General features: G+C 65.7%; 20 protein-coding genes. 9 read left to right on the plus strand and 11 right to left on the minus strand.

The window, feature by feature from the left end; translation table 11 throughout:
* Positions 1 to 7 precede the first annotated feature (7 nt).
* The 3 genes from ACXAG6_RS15375 to ACXAG6_RS15385 are packed head-to-tail and all read right to left on the minus strand — an operon-like array spanning position 8 to position 2,510.
* Entirely contained in the window at positions 8 to 1,204 is a 1,197-nt protein-coding gene (locus tag ACXAG6_RS15375; protein WP_475338651.1) for an acetyl-CoA C-acyltransferase, read from the minus strand.
* Between the two features lie 29 nt (positions 1,205 to 1,233).
* Positions 1,234 to 1,692, minus strand: a complete 459-nt coding sequence (locus ACXAG6_RS15380) for a MaoC family dehydratase (protein WP_475338653.1) — start codon at positions 1,690 to 1,692, stop codon at positions 1,234 to 1,236.
* Positions 1,689 to 2,510 carry an SDR family oxidoreductase gene (locus ACXAG6_RS15385; RefSeq protein WP_475338654.1) on the minus strand — a complete coding sequence of 274 codons (822 nt, stop codon included), beginning with the start codon at positions 2,508 to 2,510 and terminating at the stop codon, positions 1,689 to 1,691. Before ACXAG6_RS15385 ends, ACXAG6_RS15380 begins: the two co-directional genes overlap by 4 nt.
* A 114-nt stretch (positions 2,511 to 2,624) precedes the next feature.
* Here ACXAG6_RS15385 and ACXAG6_RS15390 point away from each other — a divergent pair, with 114 nt between their 5' ends.
* The 3 genes from ACXAG6_RS15390 (at position 2,625) to ACXAG6_RS15400 (ending at position 5,995) form a co-directional block, all read left to right on the plus strand.
* Complete coding sequence (locus ACXAG6_RS15390) at positions 2,625 to 3,383, plus strand: SDR family NAD(P)-dependent oxidoreductase (protein WP_475338655.1); 759 nt, start codon at positions 2,625 to 2,627, stop codon at positions 3,381 to 3,383.
* Positions 3,384 to 3,646: 263 nt separating this feature from the next.
* Complete coding sequence (locus ACXAG6_RS15395; protein WP_475338656.1) at positions 3,647 to 5,260, plus strand: long-chain fatty acid--CoA ligase; 1,614 nt, start codon at positions 3,647 to 3,649, stop codon at positions 5,258 to 5,260.
* Positions 5,261 to 5,359: 99 nt separating this feature from the next.
* On the plus strand, positions 5,360 to 5,995 hold the full coding sequence (locus ACXAG6_RS15400) for a L,D-transpeptidase (protein ID WP_475338657.1): 636 nt from the start codon (positions 5,360 to 5,362) through the stop codon (positions 5,993 to 5,995).
* Positions 5,996 to 6,102: 107 nt separating this feature from the next.
* Here the strand turns inward: ACXAG6_RS15400 and ACXAG6_RS15405 are convergent, their stop codons facing one another.
* From ACXAG6_RS15405 to ACXAG6_RS15430, 6 genes are all read right to left on the minus strand, one after another.
* Positions 6,103 to 6,849 (minus strand): TSUP family transporter, encoded by a 747-nt coding sequence (locus ACXAG6_RS15405; RefSeq protein ID WP_475338658.1) that lies wholly within the window; start codon positions 6,847 to 6,849, stop codon positions 6,103 to 6,105.
* Positions 6,846 to 7,823 (minus strand): D-2-hydroxyacid dehydrogenase family protein, encoded by a 978-nt coding sequence (locus tag ACXAG6_RS15410; RefSeq protein WP_475338660.1) that lies wholly within the window; start codon positions 7,821 to 7,823, stop codon positions 6,846 to 6,848. Before ACXAG6_RS15410 ends, ACXAG6_RS15405 begins: the two co-directional genes overlap by 4 nt.
* 117 nt (positions 7,824 to 7,940) lie before the next feature.
* Positions 7,941 to 9,581, minus strand: a complete 1,641-nt coding sequence (locus ACXAG6_RS15415) for a thiamine pyrophosphate-binding protein (RefSeq protein WP_475338661.1) — start codon at positions 9,579 to 9,581, stop codon at positions 7,941 to 7,943.
* On the minus strand, positions 9,578 to 10,666 hold the full coding sequence (locus tag ACXAG6_RS15420; protein ID WP_475338662.1) for a 4-oxalomesaconate tautomerase: 1,089 nt from the start codon (positions 10,664 to 10,666) through the stop codon (positions 9,578 to 9,580). Before ACXAG6_RS15420 ends, ACXAG6_RS15415 begins: the two co-directional genes overlap by 4 nt.
* Positions 10,667 to 10,724: 58 nt before the next feature.
* Complete coding sequence (locus ACXAG6_RS15425; RefSeq protein ID WP_475338664.1) at positions 10,725 to 12,776, minus strand: tripartite tricarboxylate transporter permease; 2,052 nt, start codon at positions 12,774 to 12,776, stop codon at positions 10,725 to 10,727.
* Between the two features lie 122 nt (positions 12,777 to 12,898).
* Positions 12,899 to 13,984, minus strand: coding sequence for a tricarboxylate transporter (locus ACXAG6_RS15430; RefSeq protein WP_475338665.1), 1,086 nt, complete (start codon positions 13,982 to 13,984; stop codon positions 12,899 to 12,901).
* 119 nt (positions 13,985 to 14,103) lie between these two features.
* Between ACXAG6_RS15430 and ACXAG6_RS15435 the strand changes: the two genes are divergently transcribed.
* The gene (locus ACXAG6_RS15435; RefSeq protein ID WP_475338666.1) at positions 14,104 to 14,772 is read left to right on the plus strand and encodes a response regulator transcription factor; all 669 of its coding nucleotides are present in this window, start codon (positions 14,104 to 14,106) and stop codon (positions 14,770 to 14,772) included.
* Complete coding sequence (locus ACXAG6_RS15440; RefSeq protein WP_475338668.1) at positions 14,769 to 16,127, plus strand: sensor histidine kinase; 1,359 nt, start codon at positions 14,769 to 14,771, stop codon at positions 16,125 to 16,127. The genes ACXAG6_RS15435 and ACXAG6_RS15440 overlap by 4 nt, the downstream gene beginning before the upstream one ends.
* Positions 16,128 to 16,136: 9 nt before the next feature.
* Here the strand turns inward: ACXAG6_RS15440 and ACXAG6_RS15445 are convergent, their stop codons facing one another.
* Positions 16,137 to 17,942 carry a gamma-glutamyltransferase family protein gene (locus ACXAG6_RS15445; protein WP_475338669.1) on the minus strand — a complete coding sequence of 602 codons (1,806 nt, stop codon included), beginning with the start codon at positions 17,940 to 17,942 and terminating at the stop codon, positions 16,137 to 16,139.
* Positions 17,939 to 19,021 (minus strand): AbrB family transcriptional regulator, encoded by a 1,083-nt coding sequence (locus ACXAG6_RS15450; protein WP_475338670.1) that lies wholly within the window; start codon positions 19,019 to 19,021, stop codon positions 17,939 to 17,941. The genes ACXAG6_RS15445 and ACXAG6_RS15450 overlap by 4 nt, the downstream gene beginning before the upstream one ends.
* 63 nt (positions 19,022 to 19,084) lie before the next feature.
* Here ACXAG6_RS15450 and ACXAG6_RS15455 point away from each other — a divergent pair, with 63 nt between their 5' ends.
* The 4 genes from ACXAG6_RS15455 to ACXAG6_RS15470 are packed head-to-tail and all read left to right on the plus strand — an operon-like array spanning position 19,085 to position 22,904.
* Positions 19,085 to 19,732, plus strand: a complete 648-nt coding sequence (locus ACXAG6_RS15455) for a GntR family transcriptional regulator (RefSeq protein ID WP_475338672.1) — start codon at positions 19,085 to 19,087, stop codon at positions 19,730 to 19,732.
* The gene (gene tcuA / locus ACXAG6_RS15460; protein WP_475338673.1) at positions 19,729 to 21,120 is read left to right on the plus strand and encodes an FAD-dependent tricarballylate dehydrogenase TcuA; all 1,392 of its coding nucleotides are present in this window, start codon (positions 19,729 to 19,731) and stop codon (positions 21,118 to 21,120) included. Before ACXAG6_RS15455 ends, tcuA begins: the two co-directional genes overlap by 4 nt.
* Positions 21,110 to 22,207 (plus strand): tricarballylate utilization 4Fe-4S protein TcuB, encoded by a 1,098-nt coding sequence (gene tcuB / locus ACXAG6_RS15465; RefSeq protein ID WP_475338674.1) that lies wholly within the window; start codon positions 21,110 to 21,112, stop codon positions 22,205 to 22,207. The genes tcuA and tcuB overlap by 11 nt, the downstream gene beginning before the upstream one ends.
* A 1-nt stretch (position 22,208) precedes the next feature.
* Positions 22,209 to 22,904: a transporter substrate-binding domain-containing protein gene (locus ACXAG6_RS15470; protein ID WP_475338675.1), complete on the plus strand. Its 696-nt coding sequence runs from the start codon at positions 22,209 to 22,211 to the stop codon at positions 22,902 to 22,904.
* The last annotated feature ends 19 nt before the right edge of the window (positions 22,905 to 22,923 follow it).

Consider the following 22,923-nt stretch of genomic DNA (forward strand, 5'->3'; position numbering starts at 1 on the left):
TTCTCCCTTACAAGACTTCGAAGAGGCCTGCGGCCCCCATTCCGCCGCCCACGCACATGGTGGTGACGATGTATTTTGCGCCGCGCCGCTTGCCCTCGATCAGGGCATGGCCGACCATCCGCGCGCCCGACATGCCGTAGGGGTGGCCGATGGAAATGGCGCCGCCGTTGACGTTGAGCAGATCGTCGGGGATGCCGAGGCGGTCGCGGCTGTAGATCACCTGACAGGCGAAAGCCTCGTTCAGCTCCCAGAGGCCGATGTCGTCGATCTTGAGGCCGTGGGTTTCGAGCAGCTTGGGCACCGCGAAAACCGGGCCGATGCCCATTTCATCAGGGGCGCATCCGGCGACGGCCATGCCCACATAGCGGCCCAGCGGGGTGAGGCCACGGCGCTCGGCCTCCTTGGCTTCCATCAACATTGCCGCCGATGCACCATCTGAGAGCTGCGAGGCATTTCCGGCAGTTATGAAGCGACCTTCATTCAGAGAGATGCCTTTTTCGAACACTGGCTTGAGGATGGCGAGGCTTTCGGCAGTGGTGCCGGGGCGGTTGCCCTCGTCCTGCTCCAGCGTCACCTCGCGGTCGGAGACCTCGCCGGTTTCGCGATTTTTCACCTTCATGACGCTGGCCAGCGGCACGATTTCGTCAGAGGACTTTCCGGCTTCCTGCGCCGCCGCCGTGCGGGCCTGGCTTTGGGCGGCATACTCGTCCTGCGCCTCGCGGGAGATGCCATAGCGGGCGGCGACGGTTTCGGCGGTTTCCAGCATGGTCATGTAGATGGAGGGGACGTGCTCGCGCAGCCACGGGTCCGGGTCGCGGCGCATGGCGGGGGTTTGCACCAGCGAGATGCTCTCGACCCCTGCCCCGATGGCCATTGGCATGCCGTCATGCACAACCTGCTTGGCCGCCGTGGCGATGGCCATGAGGCCGGAGGCGCATTGCCGGTCGAGGCTCATGCCTGCGACGGTATCGGGCACCCCGGCGCGGAGAGCGCATTGGCGGGCGATGTTGCCGCCTTGGAAGCCCTGCTGGAGCGCCGCGCCCAGCACCACATCACCCACCTCTCCCGGCTCCACACCGGCGCGGGAGACAGCGTGGGAAATCGCATGGCCCGCCAGCGCCTGTGGCGTGGTGGCGTTGAAGGCGCCGCGATAGGCCTTGCCGATGGGCGTGCGGGCGGTGGAGACGATGAGGGCTTCGCGCATTGGGCTGTTTTCCTTGTTTTCTTGGCCGTTCAGGCGGCGACTTCGGTGTAGCGCCGCACCAGCCAGCGGGCGGCGAGCACCGGGCGGGCCGCGCCCTCGGCTTCCATCGTGACGTCCCACGCAAGGGCGATGACTTTATTGGGGAGTTCCTTGACCTCGGCCAGCGTGAAGCGCGCACGCAGGCGGGCTCCGGAGGGCACGGGGGCGAGAAAGCGGATGCGGTCGAAGCCGTAGTTCACGCCCATGCCCTCGGTATCGAGCCGAGGCTGGGCATCGTAGGCCATGGCGGAGAGCATGGAGAGGGTGAGAAAGCCGTGGGCGATGGTGCTGCCGAAGGGGGTTTGCGCCGCGCGGGCCGGGTCGACGTGGATATATTGGTGGTCTTCGGTGAGGTCGGCGAAGCTGTCGATCAGCGACTGGTCGATGGGGAACCAGCGGCTGACGCCGAGCTCCTCTCCGACGCGGGCTTTCATCTCTTCCAGCGTCACGGTTTGCCCTCGGCAAAGATGTCTGGGCCGGTTTGCACGTTGATGCCGCCGGAGACGGGGAGGATGGCGCCGGTGACGTAGCCGCCGCCGGGGCCGCAGAGGTAGAGCAGCGCGGCGGCGATATCTTCGGGGCGGCCCAGGCGGCCAAGCGGGACTTGGGCACCAACGCGGTTGCGCATGTCTTCGTCGCCGGTGGCGAAGGCCGTCATCTTGCTGACGAAGGGACCGGGGGCGAGGGCGTTGACGGTGATGCGATCTGCCGCGAGTTCCTTGGCGAGGATCTTGGTGAGATGGTGCACGGCCGCCTTGGAGGCGGCGTAGGAATAGGCGTCATCGCCCATCGGCACCTCACCCATGACAGAGCCGGTATTGACCACGCGGGCGGGGCTTTCGTCGCTTGCGGCGTCGCGCAGGAGCGGCAGGAGGGCGCGGGTGAGTTCGAAGAGGCCGGCGACGTTGAGGCTCATCACCTTATCCCATGCGGCATGGGGGAAGTCATCCAGCGGTGCGCCCCAGCTGCGGCCTGCGTTGTTGAAGAGAATGTCGAGCGTGTCGGTGCGGGCGCGGGTGGCGCCTGTGAGCGCATCGACGCCCTCGGCGGTGCTCACGTCGCCCGCGAAGCCCTCGGCAGAGCCGGTTGCGCCCAGCGCGTTCAGCCGGTCGGCCACGGCCTCGCAGGCGTCGCCACGGCGGGAGGCCAGCAGCACGCGAGCCCCGGCACGCACCAGCCCTTCGGCGGCCATTTCGCCAATGCCGGAAGAGCCGCCGGTGACCAGCGCCGTTTTGCCGGTGAGGTCGAAAAGCTTCGCCGCGTCCATGTGATCCTCCGCCAGCGCGCCTCCCCGCGCGCCGTTTCGCAATGCAGAATACAATTCCGCACCTGCTTGACAAGCCCGCCCGGCCCCCTGTCTGTTCAGGTGAGGGAGGATGCGATGGGCGATCTGTTTGATTTGACGGGAAAGGTGGCGCTTGTCACCGGCTCGACGCGGGGCATTGGCCGGGCGATTGCCGAGGCGCTGGTGGCGCGGGGGGCGAAGGTTGTGATCTCGTCGCGCAAGGCGGAGGCCTGCGAGGAGGTGGCGGGCGAGATTGGCGAGGCGGCGGTGCCGATTGCCTGCAATGTGTCGGACGATGGGGCGATTGCGCGGTTGTTGGCCGAGACGGAGGCGCGGCTGGGGCCGGTGGACATCCTCGTGTGCAACGCGGCGGTGAACCCCTACATGGGGCCGTTTCTGGACACGCCGGATGATGCCTTTGACAAGACGATTGCGGTGAACATCCGGGCCAACATGCGGCTCTGCAAGGGCGTGGTGCCGGGGATGCAGGCGAAGGGCGGCGGGGCGATTGTGATCGTGTCGTCGATTGGGGCGTTCAAAGGCTCGGAGCATCTGGGGATTTACGCGGTGACGAAGGCTGCCGATACGCAGATCGTGCGGAATTTGGCGGTGGCCTACGGGGGCGACAACATTCGGGTCAACGGGATCGCCCCGGCGGTGGTGAAGACGGATTTTGCGCGGGCCTTGTATGAAGACCCGGAGCGGGCGCGGCGGACGGCGGAGAGCTATGCGCTGAAGCGGCTGGGTGAGCCGGAGGATATTGCCGGGGTGGCGGTGATGCTGGCCGCGCCTGCGGGGGCTTGGATGACGGGGCAGACGTTGATCGTGGATGGCGGCTGGTCGGCGATGGGGTGAGCGGTGCGGCTGCGCCATGCCCGACCTCGGGAGGGCCGCGCCCCACGCGCTGCACCCGATGCCTGCTCCACCCCTGCCCCGCGTGCTGCGGGCCGAGACAAGAATGCCCTCCCGGGGGGGAGGTCGGGCATGGCGCAGTCGCGCCGCGTTGCGCGAGGCGGCTTGCGGGGTGCCCACCTTGGCAGGTGTTGCAGGGGTGACCACGGCGCGCCTAGGCTGAAATCAAACGCGGCGGGGAGGCCGCGTTACAGGGAGGAGAGGTCATGGAAGGCCTGATGATGCATCGTCCGCTGCGGATTGCGGATATTCTGGCACATGCGGCGCAGATCTACCCCGAGGAGGGGATCGTTTCGGCCCGCACCGAGGGCGACATTCACCGCCAGAGCTATGCGCAGACCGCCAAGCGGGTGGCGCAGCTTGCCCATGGGCTCATCGCGGCGGGGGTAAAGCCCGGTGACCGGGTGGCAACGCTGGCATGGAATGGATACCGGCATTTCGAGCTCTACTACGCGATCAGCGGGATCGGGGCGGTGTGCCACACGATCAACCCGCGCCTTTCGGCAGAGCAGATGGCCTATATCGTGGGCCACGCCGAGGATAGCTTGCTGTTCTTTGACACCACCTTTTTGCCGATCATCGAGGGGCTGAGCGGGCAGTTTCCGCCCTTTCTGCGCTATGTGGCAATGACCGATGAGGACAAGCAGCCCGAGAGCACGGTGGAGTTGCTGAACTACGAGGCAATGCTAAACGGGCAGCCGGAGCAGTTTGACTGGCCGGAGTTCGACGAAAACACCGCCGCAGCGCTTTGCTACACCTCGGGCACCACGGGCAACCCCAAGGGCACGCTCTATTCGCACCGCTCCACGGTGCTGCATGCGCTGTGCACCGCGATCAGCCTGCCCAAGGTGCTGCGCGAGGGCAGCCGGATTTTGCCGGTGGTGCCGTTGTTTCATGTGAACGCATGGGGCCTGCCCTATTCCGCCCCGCTCACCGGGGCCTCGCTGGTGATGCCCGGGCCGGGGCTGGACGGGCCTTCGCTGTTCAATTTGATGGATGCCGAGAAGGTATACTCCGCATGGGGCGTGCCGACTGTTTGGCTTGGGTTGCAGCAGGAGATCGCGGCGCAGGGGCGGCTGACGGAAGGCTTTGGGCACCTTGTGGTGGGTGGCTCTGCGGCGCCGCGGGCGATGATCGAGGCCTTCGAGAAGGAGGGCGTGGATGTGTGCCACGCTTGGGGGATGACAGAGATGAGCCCGATCGGCACGGTGGGCAACCTGCCCCCGTCGATGGAGGATGCGCCGCTTTCTGAGAAGCTGGAGATCAAGCGAATGCAGGGGCGCCGGGCCTTTGGCGTGGATATGAAGATCATCGGAGAGGACGGCAGCGCCCAGCCGCAGGATGGCAAGGCGGAGGGCGAGCTTTTTGTGCGGGGCAACACCATTGCGGCGGGCTACTACAACAACCCCGAGGCCAGCGCCGAGGCGATTGATGGCGAGGGCTGGTTTGGCACCGGCGATATTGCGCGGATCAGCCCGAACGGGACGCTTTCGATCACCGACCGGAGCAAAGACCTGATCAAGTCAGGCGGCGAGTGGATCAGTTCGATCGACATGGAGAACGTGGTGATGGGCCACCCGAACGTGGCCAATTGCGCCGCCATTGCAGTGCCGAGCGAGAAATGGGGCGAGCGCCCGATGCTGATTGTGGTGGCCAAGGGCGAGCCCCCTGCCCCCGAGGCGCTGCGCGACATGCTAGAAGAGCATTTCGCCAAGTGGCAGTTGCCCGACGACATCTTTTTTGTCGAGGAGCTGCCACTGACGGCGACTGGCAAGGTTTCAAAACTCACCCTGCGGCGGCAATATGCGGTGACTGGATAGACCGCGTGAGTTGACCTCTGCGTGAAAAAACCACAAAGGGCTTGGGTTTACTGCCTGTTTTGGGCACATTCGCAAAAAATCGCTCAAGGTTCGACGAAGATGAAAAGAAGAGATTTCCTGGCCGGTAGCGCCGCTTTGCTTGGGGGCACCTTCGTTGCCGGGGCCCCTGCCCTCGCCTATGATGAAACCCTGAAGCCCTATGGCTTGCCGGTGCACCTGCTGCCACACTACGTGAATGTTTCCAAGGACTTGGCGCCACAGGAAATTCATGTGAGCCCGAGCCGCTTTGCGCTGTTTCTCACGCTCGGCGGTGGCCGTGCCATCCGCTACACCTGCGGTATCGGCCGCCCCGGCCTGTATGAGCCGGGCACCTTCTATGTTGGCGCGCGCAAGCAGTGGCCATCGTGGACACCGACGCCCGACATGATCAAACGCTCGCCCGAGCAGTATAAAAAGTTTGAAGACGGCATGCCCGGTGGCCCCGGTAACCCGCTGGGGGCGCGTGCTCTTTATCTGTTTAAGCCACAGATCGGAGATACGTTTTTGCGGGTCCACGGCACCAATGATCCGCGCACCATCGGCAAGCGGGTCTCCAACGGTTGCGCTCGGCTGGTGAACAACCAGATCGTGCACCTGTATCGCCGCACCCCGATGAACGCGAAGGTTGTGCTCTATCCTGCGGCCGAAAACGGCGGCGTTGATCTCTCGGCGGAGCCAGCAGTTACCCGCGGCTGAGACCGGCTGAACCGCAACATTCAGCAGCGCCCGCCCCATGAAAGGAGGCGGGCGCTGTGCGTTTTTGGAGGTGCTGGGGCTGCACGCACCTCGGGCGCGTGGCGCGCTTAGGACAGCGACCTAAGGCCCATCCAGATCAGCCGGATGGAGATGAGGATCAGCACCACGTCCAGGGCACGGCGAAAGCTGGTATCGGTCAGGCGGGTGAGCACGAGGCGGCCGGCCAGGGTGCCAAGGAACCCGGCGAGGATCATGACCAACAGAAACCCGAGCCAAGGCCCAAAGGCGAAGCCGAGGATGCCGAACACCAGCACCTTGGCGAGGTGCTGGAGGGTCATGAAGGCGGCATGGCTGGCGACATGGGATTGACGTGGCAGGTTCAGGGATTTGGTGAAATTGGCCACGAAAACGCCTGTGGCCCCGAAGAACATGGTCAGAAAGCTCGAAATCAGCCCTGTCACCAGCGGCAGGCGTGACAGCCAGGCGGGAGGGCGGGCCAGGACCGACCAGATCACGAAGCCGCCCACGCCGATCATGATTGCCCCCGGGGGCAGGTTGACCACCACCGAGCCGCCGAAGGCAACGCCGATTACCGTGCCCAGCAGAAACAAGGCGACAGGGGGCCAGTGCACGTGGCGGATGAGCACCGCCATGCGCAACACATTCGAGCCGGTTTGAATGACCCCGTGCACCGGGATCAGCGCGAGCGGGGGCATGACGCTGGCCATGACCGCCAGCAGCAGCGCCCCTCCCCCTATGCCCAGCGCCACGGTGATGAAGGACGAAATGAAGCTGACGGCGATCAGCGCCCAGAAAACGGAGGTTTCCAGCCCGGCCGAGAACAGCTCGATCAACTTGCGTCCCAAACCTCCGGATTGATCATGTGGATGGGGGCTTGCGCCGCATAGGCGTTGATCTGGTCGTAGATATCCGAAAACTGCATATCGAGCTCATCCTCGGTGACGTAGCCGATATGCGGGGTGGCGATGACCGCAGGGTGGTTGACCAAGGGATCATCGGGATCAGTCATCGGCTCGGTATCGAAGACATCCAGCGCAAGACGGCCCGGGCGACCGGCGGCCAGCGCGGCCTGCAAGGCGCCGGGGGCCACAAGGCCGGAGCGGGAGGTGTTGATGAAGCTGGCGGAGGGTTTCATCGACAGCAGATCCTCTGCGGTAATGATGCCCCGGGTGGCGGGCTTCAGGCGCACATGCAGGCTGAGAAAATCGCTCTCGGCAAAGAAGGCGGCGCGGCTTGGGGCCAGCTCGGCCCCCTCGGCGGCGGCGCGTGCCCTGCCCTCCTCGGAGGCCCACCACCAGAGCTTCATCCCGAACGCCTCGGCATAGCTGGCCACCTGTTTGGCGATGCGCCCATAGCCGTAAAGCCCCAGCCGCCGACCTGCGAGGGTTTGGCCCACGCCCATTTGCCAGTGCCCCGCACGCAAACTGGCCATCTGCTGTGGAATCTGGCGGGCGGCGGCGAGGATCAGCGCGAATGTCAGCTCGGATGCGGCGATGGAGGGGGTGCCGGAATGCATGTTGGAGCAGAGCAGCACCTTGTTGGAAGTGCAGGCAGCGACATCGACATGGGGGTATACGCTGCGCTGGGAGATCAGCTTGAGATGGGGCAGCCGGGTTAGCAAAGCCTCGGTGACAGGGGTGCGCTCGCGAAAGAGCACCAGCGCCTCTGCCTCGCCCAGCCGCTCGGCCAGAAGCTCCACATCCTCGGTATGGTCTGTCCAGACGGTGACATCGTGGCCGGAGAGGCGCGAAAAGCTTGGCAGGGTGCGGAGCGTATCGAACCAATCGTCGAGGATATGGACCTTCATTGGCTTTCGGCCCGGCAAACGGCGGCGCTTGCGCGCGGTGCTGAAATGGGGGGCGTGTAGGCCATTGGACTCTCCGCTTTGTATACCACTGTATACTAAGCTAGCGCAGCTGCCAAGTCACTTGATCCCGTGAGACCGGCGGATCACGGGCGAAACGACCCGGTCGCAGATGGGAATATCCAGCACGGTTGGCTTGGGATCGGCGGCGAAGGCTTTGATCAACGCCGGGAGACGGGCGAGATCATCCACCCGCGCCCCGACCGCGCCGAAGCCGCGTGCGATGGAGGCGAGGTCAGTTTGGCCGAACACCGCACCCGCATCTGAAAGGCCTTCGGCCCGCAGCTTGTGGATTTCGGAGCCATAGGCCCCGTCGTTCAACACCACGGTGAGGATTGGCAGGGCGTGGCGCAGGTAAGTTTCCAGTTCCTGCACATGCATCAGGAAGCTGCCGTCACCGTCAAACATCACCACCGGCGTTCCCCGGCAGGCGGCGGCGACGCCCATTGCAAAGCTGGTGCCGTTGCCGATGGCGCCGAACTCACGGATCGTCAGAAACTCTCGGTAGGGTCGGTTCATATGCGCGAAGAAGAAAGAGCAATGGCCGGAAGAATTGACCATTTGCCAGCCCTGCGGGAGGGCCGCATCCAGTGCCGCGACCGCTGCGCGCGGATCGTGCTGACCGGGCGCAAGGGTGAACTGCGCGTCATCGGCAGGTTCGGTCGCGATGCGCTGTGCAAGCGCTTCGCTGCGCCAGCGCGGAGACCGCGCGGGGAGCGCGGTGCGCAGCGCTTCGCAGCCGAGCCGCGCATCGGCCCGAAGATGCAGATCAGCCGCCACCCGGCCCTGACTGAGGGCGACCGGGTCCGTATCTATCTGCAACACGCGGGCCTTGGGCCATAGCTTTCCGCCGTCGGAATTGTGCTTGGCCAGAGAGCAGCCAACGGCAATCACCAGATCGGCCTCTGCCATGGTGTCGCGGGCGACCTTTGAGGAAAAGCCGCCTGCCACGCCAAGGCAGAACGGATCGCCATGAAGCAGGCCACGCGCGGGCAGTGTGGTTGCGCTTGGCGCATCGAGATGCGCGGCCAAGGCCTGCACCGCATCGCCCGCGCCGCTCTCTGCCGCGCCCAGCCCGGCCATGACGACCACGCGCCGCGCCTGCGCCACCTCAGCCGCAACCTGCGCCAGATCGGCAGGATTGGGCGGGATGGGCCCCGTGGCGGGGGCCAGTGCCGACGAGGGCATGGGCTGGTCAGCCGCGCCGTCCCACGGCAGTTCCTGAAGATCGAACGGCAGGCCGACAACCACCGGGCGGCGCTCCTGCCGGGCCTGCACGAAGGCATCGCGGATCACCACGGGCATCCGCGCGGGCCAATGGGCGGGCACATAGGCCGCGCCGCAGGCGGTCACGAAGGGGGCCTGGTCGATCGCCTGATTATACCAGCCCGCCTTCAGCGGAGCCTCACCCGCGATCACCACAAGCGGCAAACGCGCCCGAACCGCTGCAGGCAGCGCTGTCATCAACTGGGTCACGCCCGGCCCGCAGGTGACGGTGGCCAGCCCGACGCGGCCGGTTTTGCGGGCGTAGGCCATTGCGGCGGCCACTGCGCAATGCTCGTGCCGCACATAGATCATCTCGCAGCCGGTTTCGGCCAGACGGGTTGCGAGGGCCATATTGGCGTCGCCCAGAAGGGCAAAGCAGGTGCCGGGTGTCTCCTGCGCGAGGGTTTGGGCGAGGATGTCGTAGGCGTGGGTCATGCACCACGCCATACAGATCGCGGCACCATCACCTCGCCGCGTGCGATCAGGCGTGCCGTGCGGGTCAGGCCGGCGGAGTGAAACTCAAAGCCGTTCTCCCGGCCAAACCGCACCCGCACTTCCATGACCCCAACCGGGTGCTCGATGCGGATTGTGGCGGGGCTCTCGGGGCATGGGCGGGCCAGGCCTTCGGCCACCGTGCCGGGGGCCAGCGCACAGGCGGCAAGGCACTGCGAGCCGGTCACGGCGAGGGTCGGGTGGGTTGTCCATGGCATGAAGTAGCGGGCGCTGAAGTGCCCATCGCCTTGCGGTGCGGCGATCAGGCCGATCTTGGGGGTGACGGATTTGGTTACATCGCCCAGCCCCATGCGTTGCCCCGCTTCCAGCCGCAGCGCCTCCATCTTGCCGAAGAGCTCGGGCATGGCGTCCAGCGCCTCATGGCTCTCGTGGCCGGTGATGCCCAGATCGGCGGCGCGGGCAATCATCATCGGCATGGCAACGTCGACGAGGCTGACGGCGATACCGTCGATCTCTTCCTGCGGCTGGCCGGTGGGAAACAACGCCCCGGTGCGCGAGCCGACCACGTCGAGAAAGTTGAGCGAAACGGGCGCGGCGGTGCCGGGCACACCGTCGATCGCCACCTCCCCCTCGTAGCTGACTTCGCCGCCGGGGGTTTGCACTTCGGCTTCGACCAAGGCGCCGGTGTTTACCGCGCGAATGCGCACCGGGGTCACCCCGTCTTGCGCCTTGATCAGCCCCATCTCGATGGCCGCCGGGCCAACGCCGGTGAGGATATTGCCGCAGGTGGGCGCATAGTCGACCATGCGCTCTTCGACGGCCACTTGGGCAAAGAAGTAGTCCACATCGGCCTTGGGATCCTCCGAGGCAGAGAGGATTGCCACCTTGGTTGTCACTGCCGTGCCGCCCCCTACCCCGTCGATGTTGCGCGGATTGCCCGCGCCAACGATGGCGATGAGCACCTCCGAGAGGGTTTCGCGATCCTTTGGCAGAGCCTCCGCATGCAGGTAGGGCCCGCGTGATGTGCCGCCGCGCATGAACAGGTAGGGGATGGCGGTTTGGGTCATGGGCGGATCTCCTCGGTGGGACGTGTCTGGGCGCGGGCGGATGCGAGGGCGTCCCCCCTCACAGCGGCCAGGGCAGATCGACGAAGTTTTGGAGCAGCCCCGGCGGGAAATCGCGGTTCAGCGCACCGGCGAGGAAGCAGATGAAGGCAATGCCCGCTGCCGTCAGCCCAAGGCTCCAGAGCCAGCTCAGCCCGGCGCGCAGCCGGAAGAAGGCGGTCATGAAGAGGGCCAGCGCGAGGATGAAGCCGAGGAGCGACGTCAGCACGAGCAGTGAGGCAAACCACGCCAGCGTGCCCCAGAGCGAATGCGGGGCCTCTGCGTCTTCGCCCGCAGCTTCGCGGTCAGCGAAGAGTTCGCTGTCTTCGCCCGCCAGCATCATCCGCGCCAGCAGGATCACCAGCGCCACAAGGCCGATGCTGGCCACGGTCAGGGGGAAGATCTTGTCGGAGGCGAGATCAATGGAAAAGGCGTTGATCCATGCCGTTGCGACATAGGCCAACAGCGCCAGCAGGAAGATCAGCGGAGCCCGTTTTGCGCCGGTGGCAACCTCTCCTTCGGAGCGGATCTGTTTGGATTGGCGGATGCCATAGAAGACAGAGACCACCGTGAGGACGAGGATCACCAAGACGATTGGTGTTGCGATGTAGCCAAAGCCCTCTTCCAGCCCGCGCTTGAACTTGAAGCTCGCGATCTGGTGGGCATTGGCCGAAAAGTTCTCGGCCTGCGTGGACAGGACGAAGCCGATCAGGAAGGCCGGGCGCGACCAGTCGAACCGGCGCAGGAAGATACCGAGCAGGCCGATGCCGAACAGGGCCACCAGATCGCCCAGCGATTGGCGCGACTGGAAGGCGGCGAAGGAGATCAGCATGAAGAGGAAGGGCGCGAGCAGGGCAAAGCGGATTGTCGTCAGCCGTGCGATAGGCCCGGAGAGAGCGATACAGAGACCGGCGCCCAGCACATTGGCCAGCGCCAGCGACCATACCACCGTGTAGGTGATGTCGAGGTTGTTCTGCACCAGTTGCGGCCCGGCCTCGTAGCCCAGCAGCGCCAACCCGCCGATGAACACGGCCATGGAGCCGGAGCCGGGGATGCCGAAGATCAGCGTGGGCACCAACCCGCCGCCTTCTTTGGCGTTGTTGGAGCTTTCCGGGCCGATGACGCCGCGAATATCACCCTTGCCGAAGCCGTCGCGGTCCTTCGAGGTTTGCACTGTGTGGCCATAGGCGATCCAGTCGACGACCGAGCCGCCGAGGCCTGGGATGACGCCGACGATTACGCCGATGGAGGAGCATCGAACGGAGAGCCAGATATTCGCCCACCAGTCGCGCAGGCCCTGTGCCCACCCTGCCCCGAGTTGCGCACCGCGTGCGATGGCCTGGTTCTGGCGCAGGAGGCTGACGATTTCGGGGATGGCGAAGATGCCGAGGCCGACGATCACCAGCTTGATGCCGTCAGAGAGGTATTGGTAGCTCTCAAAGCTCGCAGATCCGGTTGCACCGAGCATCCAGGATTCCGGGACCATACGCAGCGATCCGCCGTGCCCGGCCTCGCCGATGGTGCCGATCAGCAAGCCGAGGCAGGCGGCGGCAACGCCCTTGAGCGCGATGCGCCCGGCGAGGATGGCCACCATGGCAAGGCCCAGCACAGTCACCGCGAGCATCTCCGGCAAGGCAAAAGCCAAGACCAATGGCCGCGCGATCAGGATGAAGAAGGTCAGGATCGTGGCGCCGAGCAGCCCGCCGAACAGCGAGGAGACGAAGGCCGCCGCCAGCGCGCGGGCGGCTTCGCCCTTGCGCGCCAGTGGGAACCCGTCGAGCACAGTCGCTTGGCTGGCCGATGATCCGGGGATGCCCATCAGGACGCTGGCAAAGGTATCGGAGGTGGGCACCACCGCCACCAGCCCGACCATCAGCGCGAGGCCCGAGACCGGGTCCATGCCGAAGATGAAGGGCAGAACGAGGCTGAGGCCAGCGATTCCGCCAAGGCCGGGAAAGACACCGACGGACAGGCCCAACAGGACACCAAGCGTGAGATACAGCAACTGTTGTGGCTGAAGGATCAGGGAAAATGCTTCTCCCAGCGCCGGAAGCGCAGTGGCGATCAGGTCCATCTTGGTCTCCGTAAAGGCTGGGTGCAGCGGGCAGCGCCCGTACCCTGGGGGTCATATCCGGGGGGATGGCGGCGGCACCGATCAGGCATGGGAGCCTTTGTTTGGTGCCGCCGCCGGGATGGTTACTTCAGGGTGACGCCGTAGTCTTCCTGAAGCCAATTGATGACGTAGTCCTTCGCCTCGGGCGACACCTGCGTGCCCAGCATCAGGGTCTTCTCGGCAGCGTCGCCTGTCATCTGCGGATAGACGCCAAGACGGGCTTCGGAGATTTCGGCAAAGTCGTCACGACCGATCACCTCGTTCAGCGCCGCTTCATAGCCTTCGATGGCCCAATCGGGGGCACCAGCCGGCAGGAAGATCATCTTCTGCGCCGGGAAACCCGCGATCATGAAGGCCTTCCATGCGTCCCAAGCCTCGCCGGAGGTTTCGCACCCTTCGGTTGCCTCGCAAACCTCTTTGAAGGACGGAATGTCGGGGAAGGTCGGGTCACGCACGATGTTGCCCGCATCATCCAGCGCGCCCCAGGTCATCCACGGCACGGCTGCGCCGCTTTCGACCAGCGGGGTCACGTTTGCCAGATAGGCCGAGGATGTCTGGTAATCCACGTTGGCTTCGCCGCGCTCGAACATCAGGCGGCCATCGCCACGGCCCTTGATGCCAAACACCGGCTCGACGTTCATGCCCAGCATCTTCCACGCCAGCAGCGGAACGAGATCCAGACGGGTTGCGCCCTGGCTGCCCCAGATGAAGTCTTCGCCAGCAAGGCCGGATGCATCGAGACCGTCGAGCTTTTCGGCCATTTCGGGCGGCAGGAAGGCCACGCCGCCGGTGCCGGAGGCCAGAACCACGTTCCAATCGCCGTACTCGTAGCGCACGCGCGGATCGCCCAGAAGATAGGGGAATTGCGTGGAGCCGGAGGAGCCGAAAATCACGGTGCCTTCGGAGTCATCCCAGGTTTGGGATTGAAACCAGTTTGCGCCCTTGGTGGAGCCAGCGCCGGGCATGTATTTTACCACGACGGTCGGATTGCCGGGCAGCGCCTCGGAGATCAGCGGTGCGTAGAAGTTTGCCCACTTGGCCGAGCCACCGGACTCGGAGAAGGGGATCACGAAATCCACGGTCTTGCCCCTCAGGTCGAGTTCCTGCGCGGCACCCATGGTTGCAGTCACGGCGAAGCCCGCCGCCACGATGGCAGTTTTGATAGTCATAGGTAGTTCCTCCCATATAGGCCCCTCCTCAGGGGCCCCTCACATAAGCAACGATTCGTCACTTGATGCGGGATAAGTATTCTACGAAGCTTGCGTGAACCTGACGAGAGCCAAAACAGATGCGGATTGCCATCGTCGATGACAACAAGGCCCTGGCGAAGGGGATAGCGTGGCGAATGCAGGACCGTGGCCATGCAACCGACTTGCTGCACGACGGGATGGAGGCTGCTGACTTTCTGCGCAGCGACGCCAATGACATCGTGATACTGGACATCAACCTGCCGGGGCTCGACGGGCTGGCGATTTTGCGTGAGATGCGCCTGCGTGGCGATCAGCGGCCCGTGCTGTTGCTGACCGCCCGCGACAAGACATCCGACCGGGTGCATGGGCTGGATGCCGGTGCCGATGACTACCTTGTCAAACCTTTCGAGATGGACGAGCTGGAAGCAAGGGTGCGGGCGCTTTCGCGGCGGATCGCGCAGGTGCCTCAGGTTGAGCTTGCCCTGGGCAAGCTGCGGTTCATGCCCGAAACGCGTCAGGTTGAGCTGGACGGCAAGCTGCTTGCCCTGCCCCGGCGCGAGATTTCGGTGCTGGAGGCGCTGTTACGGGCACGCGGGGGCGTAGTATCTAAGGCGGCCCTGTTGGATCAGGTCTATGGCACCGGCGCGGATGTGGGCGAAACCTCGATTGAGGCCCATGTTTCACGGCTGCGCAAGAAGCTGGCACCGGCGGGTTTGGACATTCGGGTGCAGCGCGGGCTTGGCTACAGTTTGCGGGAGCGCACTTGACCCATTCACTGCGCCTGCGTCTGCTGCTGATCATCCTGACACCGCTCTTGGTGCTGGGGCTGATCGTGGGCATCTGGCGGGTCGAGGCGGCGCGACGGACGGCGACCGAGTTTTTTGATCGCAACCTGATGTTCACCGCTTTGGCGGTTTCGCGCGATGTGGCGCTGCTAGATGGCGATGCGATTTCGCCCGACACCGAAAGGCTGCTTGGCGAAACGGCAGGCGGCGCGGTGCGGTATCATGTTTACGCGCCCGATGGGGTGCTGGTGGTGGGTTATGCGGTGCCGCCGATCCCGGTAGACCGGCGGCTGCCACAGGATGTGACCTACCTATACACCGATGCACTCTACAAGGGCGCGCGCGTGCGGGTTTTGCGGCTCAAGACAGAGGCCAGCATTGGCGGCATCTCCGGCACGTTCACCACGACGGTGTGGCAAAGCATGGCTGCGCGCAACCAGTTTGCCCTGCAACTGGCGCTCCGGGCGGGCGCGGTGATTGCCTCGCTCATCGGTGCGGTGGCGTTGCTTGTCTGGTTCGGGGTGCGCCACGGGCTGAAACCGCTGACCGATCTCGAAGAGGCGATCTCGCGGCGCTCCCCGGAAGACCTCAGCCCGATCCGCCGGGCCGTGCCCGAAGAGACCCAAGGCCTGGTGGGGCGTCTGAACACGCTGTTCACCAAGCTCGGCGCGAGCATGGAGGCGCAGGCGGCCTTCGTTTCGGATGCCGCGCATCAGCTGCGCAATCCGATTGCCGGGTTGCAGGCCTTGGCCGCCGCCATCCTCACCGCCCCGTCGTTGGAGGCCGCGCGGGAACGGGCCGAAGACCTGGCCACCGAGGCTGATGCTGCGGGGCAATTGGCCAACCGGCTGCTCACGCTGGAGCGCGCGCGGGCCGAGAGCGGCACGGAGGGGTTTGAACGCCTCAACCTTGCAGAAATCGCCGCCGGTGTGGCGGCGGGCTTTGCGCCAAAGGCCAAAGCGCGTGGCTTGGAGTTGGAGGTCGATCTGCCAGAAGGCGAGCTGCCTGTGCTGGGCGATACGATCATGCTGGGTGAGGCTGTGACCAACCTGCTCGACAATGCGCTCATGCATGGCGGGCCCGGAATGACGAGGGTCTCCCTCGCCCTGCAGGCCGACGAAAGGGCCCGTGTTACGGTGCGCGACAACGGGCGCGGCGTGGCCGCCAGCGAAGTGCCCAAGATCCTCTCGCGGTTCGGGCAGGCGCGGTCGGGGCCGGGCAGCGGGCTTGGACTGTCGATTGCCGAGGCCGTGGCGGTGCGCCACGGCGGCAGGTTGACGGTGGAACCCTCCGGCGAGGGCTTTGGCGTGGAGATCAGCCTGCCGCGCGCGACCTGAACGCGCCGCTCACCGCCCGGCGGCGTAGGCCTGCATGAGGCGCGGCGTTGCGGCGGCCTTCAACACCCCCTCCGGTGACCGGCTCGTTGCCGTGAGCCGCCCGATCGACCACGGCTCTGCCACGTTCAACAGGTGACCCCGCCCGCGCAGGGCCTCCAGCGTGGGGGCCGGAAAGTTTGGCTCGATCATCACCACACCGGGTTTGCAGCCGCGCGGATAGAAGCTCGCCTGAAGGTGCTGGGTGTGGAATAGCGGCCCGTCGATGGCGGCTTGCAGGTTCATGCCCTGATGCACGAGGCGGAGCAGGAAGGTGAGCTGCCACTGGTCCTGCTGGTCGCCACCGGGCGTGCCGAAAGCGAGCCGCTTGCCATCGGGCCGCTGGGCCATTGACGGCGTGAGCGTGGTGCGCGGGCGGCGACCGGGGGCGAGCGTTGTTGGCAGGCCCTCGTCTAGCCAGAACATCTGCGCACGGCTGTTGAGCGGCACGCCAAGGCCGGGCACCACCGGGTTGGATTGCAGCCAGCCGCCCGAGGGCGTGGCCGATACCATGTTGCCCCAGCGGTCGATGACATCGACGTGCACCGTGTCTCCCTCCGCCGGAGGTTTGGGCGTGGAGGCGAGATGCGCAAAGGTTGGCTCCCCGCCGCCGATCCCGGCATCGCTGGGCTGCACCCTCGCGGCCCGCTCGACAAAGGCCCGCGCCTGCGCCTCGAAGCCCTCAACCTCGCCGGGGCGCTGCGCCATGCTGGCCGCCTCGCCGATCAGCGCGGCGCGCCGCGCGGCGTATGCGGGCGACAGCAACACCTCCATCGGCACCGCGCTGTGATCGGGGTCGCCGTAATAGGCTTCACGGTCGGCCATCGACAGCTTGAGGGTTTCGACAATGCGGTGAACGGCAACGTCCGAGAGCGGGTCTTCGGCCCCGAAGCCCTGCGCCTCCAGCAGCCTCAGCGATTGCAGCAGGGACGGCCCCTGCGACCACGGCCCGGCCTTCCAGACCTGCCAGCCGTGGTAATCGACCGACACTGCGGGTTCGGTGGTGGCCCGCCAACCGGCCATGTCCTGCCCGCTCAAGACGCCCTTGCGGCGCTCGCCGGTGCCATCAAGCACGCAGGCATCTTGCAGGTAGTCCTCAATCGCGCTGGCCACGAAGCCCTCGGCAAACGCCTTTCGGGCGGCCGCGATCTGCGCCTCGCGCCCCTGCACGGCTTCCGCCTCGTCCAGCAGCCGCCTCCAGAAGGCCGCCAGCTGAGGGTTTCGAAACAGGGCGCCCGGCGCGGGGGCTTCGCCATCGCTGAGCCATGTGTCAGCGGAGGTTGGCCAGTGCTCACGGAACAGTTCGGCGTTCTGCGCGATCATCGCGGATACGCTCGCCAGCATCGGGTGGCCCTCTGCGGCGTAGTGGATTGCCGGCTCAAGCACCTCGCGCAGGGGCATGGTGCCGTGCTCCAGCAACATCACCATCCACGCATCGAAGGCTCCGGGGATCACCGTTGCCAGCAGCCCCGCGCCGGGGATCAGCTCCAGCCCTTCGGCGCGATACTTTGCCAGCGTTGCCCCTGCGGGGGCCGGGCCCTGCCCGCAGATCACCGACGGGGCCTGCGCACCGGCGGGCCAGATCAGCGCGGGCATATCGCCCAGCGGCCCGTTCAGATGCGGCTCCACCACGTTGAGCGTGAAGCCCATGGCAACGGCCGCGTCAAAGGCATTGCCGCCCGCCTCGAGCATCTTCATGCCGACGGCTGTGGCAATCCAATGGGTAGACGCGCAGACGCCGAAGGTGCCCTGCAACTCCGGGCGCGTGGTGAAACTCATGGTTCATCCTTTCGAGAGGGCATCAAGAACCGCGCGGCCAGCGGGGCGCCGGTGATGACGAGAAAGACACGGGCCAGATGATGCACGATGACAAAGCCAAGGTCAGCCCCCGCGACGATGGCCAGCACCGTCATTTCGGCCTGCCCCCCCGGCGCGAAGGCAAGGAAGCCCTCGACCTGCGGTGCCAGCCCCAGAAGCACGACGATTTCGGTAAAGATCGTCGCCAGCACGGCGAGGATCAGCACAAAGACCACACCCGCCAGCACAACGCGCCGCAGCTCGACCAGCGTGATGCCAACGTAGCCAACGCCGATCGCTATGCCGATGAAGAACTGGGCCGCAAGGATCGCCTCGGCCGGGGGGCGGGCGTGGATCAGGCCTGAGAGGCTGAGGATTGCGGTCACGATCATCGGCCCGAGGATGGAAGCGCCGAACAGCCCGATCCGCTCGCCGCCCTTCCACCCGACCAACGCCGCGGCGGCCATCAGCAGCAGCTCCAGCGGCGGGATCTCGGTGGCCGGGGCGCCGATGTCATTGGTCAGCGCGGAGCCGAAGCCGAAGGTCAGGATGACCGGGGCGACGGTGACGATGATCATCACCCGCGTGGCGTGGATCAGAGACAGGGCGCGCGGATTGCCCCCCGCCTCGGTGCCGAAGATGATCATATCCTGCAGCCCGCCGGGCATGGCGGCATACCATGATGTGACCCGGTCAAACCCGTGGACGCGGTGAAAATAGGGCACGCCGATCAGCCCGATGGCGATGATGTAGAGCGGGATGAAGGCCAGCGAGGCCGCCATTGCAGGCAGCGCGGCGATCACATCGGGGGTGAGCGATGCGCCGACGGCCACGCCCAGAATGGTGCGGAAGCCGGTGGAAATTTGGCCGAAGCCCTTGAGCGGGCGTTGCAGCAAGGCCGCGCCAAGGCAGCCAAAGAGCGGGCCGAAGAGAAAGGGCAAGGGCAGCCCGAGCGCCATGAACAGCGCCACGCCACCGGCGGCAATCAGCGCGGTTTCGATCCGGCGGGAGGTGTTGGTGCGGGGAGCGGGGGCTGGGTCGGGGGCGGGCGTGGCAGGCATGGTCTGATCCTATATTGCATCCCCATGCATACACAGGTATTCAATCTGTGCAAGGAGCACAGCATGATCGACCAGAAGCCGCCGGAGCTTTCACAGGGGCAAGAGGCCCATCGCCGGATTCTCGAAGAGATCCGCGCAGGCCGCCTGCTGCCCGGAGATCGGCTGATGGAGGTGGAGCTTGCCAAGCGGCTCGGGTTTTCTCGCACCCCGGTGCGCGAGGCGATCCGCCAGCTTGAGAGCGATGGCGTGGTGAGCCATGTGCCGCGCGTGGGGGCGGCTATCCGGCGGCTGGATCATGCCGAGATATCGGAGCTTTACGATATGCGCGCCGTGCTGGAGAGCACCGCCGCGCGTTTTGCCGCCCGCGCCGCCTCGGAAGTCGAACTGGCAGAACTGGCCTCCATCCAGCAGGCAATGGCAACAGGGGATGGCGACGTTTATGTGCTCAACCGGCAATTTCACGCCGCGCTTCTGGATGCGGCGCGCAACCGCTTTCTGAAAAAGGCAGTGGCCTCGATTCACACGACGCTTCTCATACTCGGCCCCTCCACCCTGCGCGAAGACCAGCGCGCAGAAGATGCGCTGAACGAGCACGCCGCCATTCTCGCGGCCCTGCAAGCCCGCGACGAAGACGCCGCAGAGCGGGCGATGCGCGGTCACATCATGGCCGCGCACGGCGCCCGCCTGAAGCAGATGAGACAACAGACATGAGCGATGAAGCCGACCTTTGGGATGTGATCGTTGTCGGGGGCGGCAATGCTGCGCTCTGCGCCGCGATCGAAGCCGCCGAGCGTGGCTGCCGGGTTGCCATTTTGGAGAGCGCGCCCAAGTCGCACCGGGGCGGCAACTCTCGCCACACCCGCAATTTTCGCTGCATGCATCATGGGCCGCTTTCGGTGCTGACAGATGCTTACGGCGAAGATGAGTACTTTGACGATCTACTACGCGTCACCAAGGGCGAAACCGACGAGGCCTTGGCCCGTATGGTGATCCGCCAGTCGGAATCCTGCCTGCCGTGGATGGAAGCGCATGGCGTTCGGTTTCAGCCCTCACTCTCTGGCACCTTGTCGCTGTCGCGGACCAATGCGTTTTTTCTCGGAGGAGGAAAGGCGCTGGTGAATGCCTATTACAACACCGCCGAAGACCTTGGGGTGCAGGTTTTCTACGACGCGGAGGTGACCCATGTGCACCTTGAGGGCGGCCGGTTTGACGCGGTGGATGTGCGGATAGGCGGCACAACGCGGCGAATGGCGGGCAAGGCGGCCGTGCTGGCCTCTGGCGGATTTCAGGGTGATATCGACTGGCTTGCGCGGGCTTGGGGGCCTGCGGCGCGCAACTTCCTGATCCGCGGAACGCCCTATAACCGTGGTGTCGTGCTGCGAGACATGCTCGATCAGGGCACGCAGAGTGTGGGCGACCCGACCCAATGCCATGCCGTGGCCATCGACGGGCGCGCGCCAAAGTTTGACGGCGGCATCGTCACCCGGCTCGATTGCGTGCCCTTTTCGGTGGTGGTCAACCGCGATGGCGAGCGGTTTTACGACGAGGGGGAGGATGTTTGGCCGAAGCGCTATGCCATTTGGGGGCGGCTGGTGGCAGCGCAGCCCGAGCAGGTGGGCTATGCGATCATCGACTCCAAATCCCTAGAGCTCTTCATGCCGTCGGTCTTTCCACCGATCAAGGCAGAGACCATCGAAGAGCTGGCGCAGCAGATGGGCTTGCCCGAGGCCAAGCTCGCCGAGACGATCTCAAGCTTCAACGACTCCTGCCGCCCCGGTGCCTTCCACCCCACCGAGCTTGATGGGCTGGCCACCGAGGGGCTGGAGCTGCCCAAGACAAATTGGGCCCGCCCGATCAACGAGCCGCCTTTCTACGGATACTCGCTGCGCCCCGGCGTGACCTTCACCTACCTTGGGCTGCGGGTTGACGAGGGCGCGCGCGTGCAGGGGCCGGAGCACCCGCTGGAAAACGTTTGGGCGGCGGGCGAGATCATGGCCGGGTCGATCCTTGGCCAAGGCTATCTTGCCGGCTTCGGCATGACGATTGGCACCGTCTTCGGACGCATTGCAGGACAGGAGGCCGCAGGCCATGTCAGTTGACCTTACCGCCCCCCTGACAGAGGCGCAGGGCGAGGCCGCGCGCCAGATCGAGATTTGCAACGCCTGCCGCTACTGCGAGGGGTATTGCTCGGTCTTTCCGGCGATGTTCAAGGAGCGCGCCTTTGACGGCGGCGACATCACGCAGCTGGCCAACCTCTGCCACAACTGCCGGGGCTGCTACTACGCCTGCCAGTATACCGAGCCGCATGAGTTTGCGCTCAACCTGCCTGCCGCACTGGCCGAAGCGCGCAGCGAAAGTTGGGAGCGCCACGCATGGCCGGGGGCCTTCGCCCGGCTGTTTCAACGCCAAGGCACCGCTTTGGCGGCTGCGCTGGTGGTAGGCATCGCGGCGCTGTTTTGGGCCTTCTCGGCTATTGGCGGCGCGGGCGAGGGCTTTTACGCCTACCTCTCGCACGCCGCGATGGTGGCGATCTTCGCCCCGGCCTTCCTGCTGCCGCTGCTCTCCATGGCCATCAGCCTGCGCGGCTACTGGCGCGAGGTGGGCGGGCGGCGCATTGTGCTGGCGGATTGGGTCGAGGCGGGGCGGATGATTGGCCAGATGCGCAACCTTGATGGCGGACAGGGGCAAGGCTGCAACTTCGAAAAGGGTGACCGCTTCTCGAACGCGCGGCGCCATGCGCATCAGGCGGTGCTCTGGGGCTTCTTGCTGTGCTTCGCCTCCACCGCCTCGGGTACCTTGATGCACTACCTCCTCGGGCTGCAAGCGCCCTACGCCCTCTTCAGCCTGCCCAAGCTGCTCGGCATCCCCGGCGGTCTGTTGCTTGTTGTCGGCACCGGTGGGCTTGCGTGGCTAAAAACAAAGGCCGATCCGGCGCTGGGATATCACCGCGTGTGGGGAGGTGAGATGGGCTTCATCCTGCTGCTTGGCGTGACCGGCCTGACCGGCCTTTTGCTCTACGCTGCAACCGGCACACCGCTGGTGCCGGGCCTGCTGGCGCTGCATCTTGGCGCTGTGCTCGCCTTCTTTCTCACCCTGCCCTACTCCAAGATGGCGCATGGGTTTTACCGCACCGCCGCCCTGCTGCGTGACGCGCAGATCAAGCGCCTGGGTGCGGCGGGGCAATAGCATGGCCGAAGCTGATCTGGCTGCCATCGCACCTTCCGGCCGGCTGCGGGCTGCGATCAACACAGGCAACCGGGCGCTGGTGCAACAGAACGGGGCCAGCCTTGAGGGCATCAGCCCCGCGCTCGCCCGCCGCCTTGCCGATGAGATCGGCGCCCGGTTTGAGCCGGTCATCTACGGCGGGGCGGGCAAGGTCTTTGCCGATGCCGGGCGGGGTATCTGGGATGTGGGCTTTTTGGCGATTGATGCGATGCGGGCAGAGCGCATCAGCTTTGCCCGGCCCTACCACGTGATCGAAGCCACCTACGCCGCGCGGGCGGGCAGTGCCATCCTTGACATAAAGGACGCAGACCGCCCCGGCGTGACGGTGCTCACCTCGACCGGCTCAGCCTATGACATGTATCTCAGCGCCAATCTGGCCCATGCCCGGCTGGAGCATTCCGGCACGCCCACTGAGAGTTTTGCCGAGTTTCGCGACGGGCGCGGCGATGTGGTGGCCGGGGTGCGCGCCTCCTTGGAGCGTTACTTCAAGGGTGACAGGGAGGTTCGCATTCTGCCCGGGGTTCTGACCAAGGTGGAGCAGACAATGGTGCTGCCCGGCCCGCAAAACCCGCTGATTTCTGCCCTAGACAGGTTTGTGGCCCGCGCGATTGACGACGGTTTTGTTGCCGCACATCTGAACGGCCCGGGCGCTGGCTAACCCGCGCCTTGGGGCGTGG

The sequence above is a fragment of the Vannielia sp. ABF1_015 genome, from assembly GCF_056160745.1.

Coding starts and splice junctions, on each gene's coding strand:
- ACXAG6_RS15375 (WP_475338651.1), bottom strand. CDS start 1,204: ATGCGCGAAGCCCTCATCGTCTCCACCGCCCGCACGCCCATCGGCAAG.
- ACXAG6_RS15385 (WP_475338654.1), bottom strand. CDS start 2,510: ATGGACGCGGCGAAGCTTTTCGACCTCACCGGCAAAACGGCGCTGGTC.
- ACXAG6_RS15390 (WP_475338655.1), top strand. CDS start 2,625: ATGGGCGATCTGTTTGATTTGACGGGAAAGGTGGCGCTTGTCACCGGC.
- ACXAG6_RS15395 (WP_475338656.1), top strand. CDS start 3,647: ATGGAAGGCCTGATGATGCATCGTCCGCTGCGGATTGCGGATATTCTG.
- ACXAG6_RS15400 (WP_475338657.1), top strand. CDS start 5,360: ATGAAAAGAAGAGATTTCCTGGCCGGTAGCGCCGCTTTGCTTGGGGGC.
- ACXAG6_RS15410 (WP_475338660.1), bottom strand. CDS start 7,823: ATGAAGGTCCATATCCTCGACGATTGGTTCGATACGCTCCGCACCCTG.
- ACXAG6_RS15415 (WP_475338661.1), bottom strand. CDS start 9,581: ATGACCCACGCCTACGACATCCTCGCCCAAACCCTCGCGCAGGAGACA.
- ACXAG6_RS15420 (WP_475338662.1), bottom strand. CDS start 10,666: ATGACCCAAACCGCCATCCCCTACCTGTTCATGCGCGGCGGCACATCA.
- ACXAG6_RS15425 (WP_475338664.1), bottom strand. CDS start 12,776: ATGGACCTGATCGCCACTGCGCTTCCGGCGCTGGGAGAAGCATTTTCC.
- ACXAG6_RS15430 (WP_475338665.1), bottom strand. CDS start 13,984: ATGACTATCAAAACTGCCATCGTGGCGGCGGGCTTCGCCGTGACTGCA.
- ACXAG6_RS15435 (WP_475338666.1), top strand. CDS start 14,104: ATGCGGATTGCCATCGTCGATGACAACAAGGCCCTGGCGAAGGGGATA.
- ACXAG6_RS15445 (WP_475338669.1), bottom strand. CDS start 17,942: ATGAGTTTCACCACGCGCCCGGAGTTGCAGGGCACCTTCGGCGTCTGC.
- ACXAG6_RS15450 (WP_475338670.1), bottom strand. CDS start 19,021: ATGCCTGCCACGCCCGCCCCCGACCCAGCCCCCGCTCCCCGCACCAAC.
- ACXAG6_RS15455 (WP_475338672.1), top strand. CDS start 19,085: ATGATCGACCAGAAGCCGCCGGAGCTTTCACAGGGGCAAGAGGCCCAT.
- tcuA (WP_475338673.1), top strand. CDS start 19,729: ATGAGCGATGAAGCCGACCTTTGGGATGTGATCGTTGTCGGGGGCGGC.
- tcuB (WP_475338674.1), top strand. CDS start 21,110: ATGTCAGTTGACCTTACCGCCCCCCTGACAGAGGCGCAGGGCGAGGCC.
- ACXAG6_RS15470 (WP_475338675.1), top strand. CDS start 22,209: ATGGCCGAAGCTGATCTGGCTGCCATCGCACCTTCCGGCCGGCTGCGG.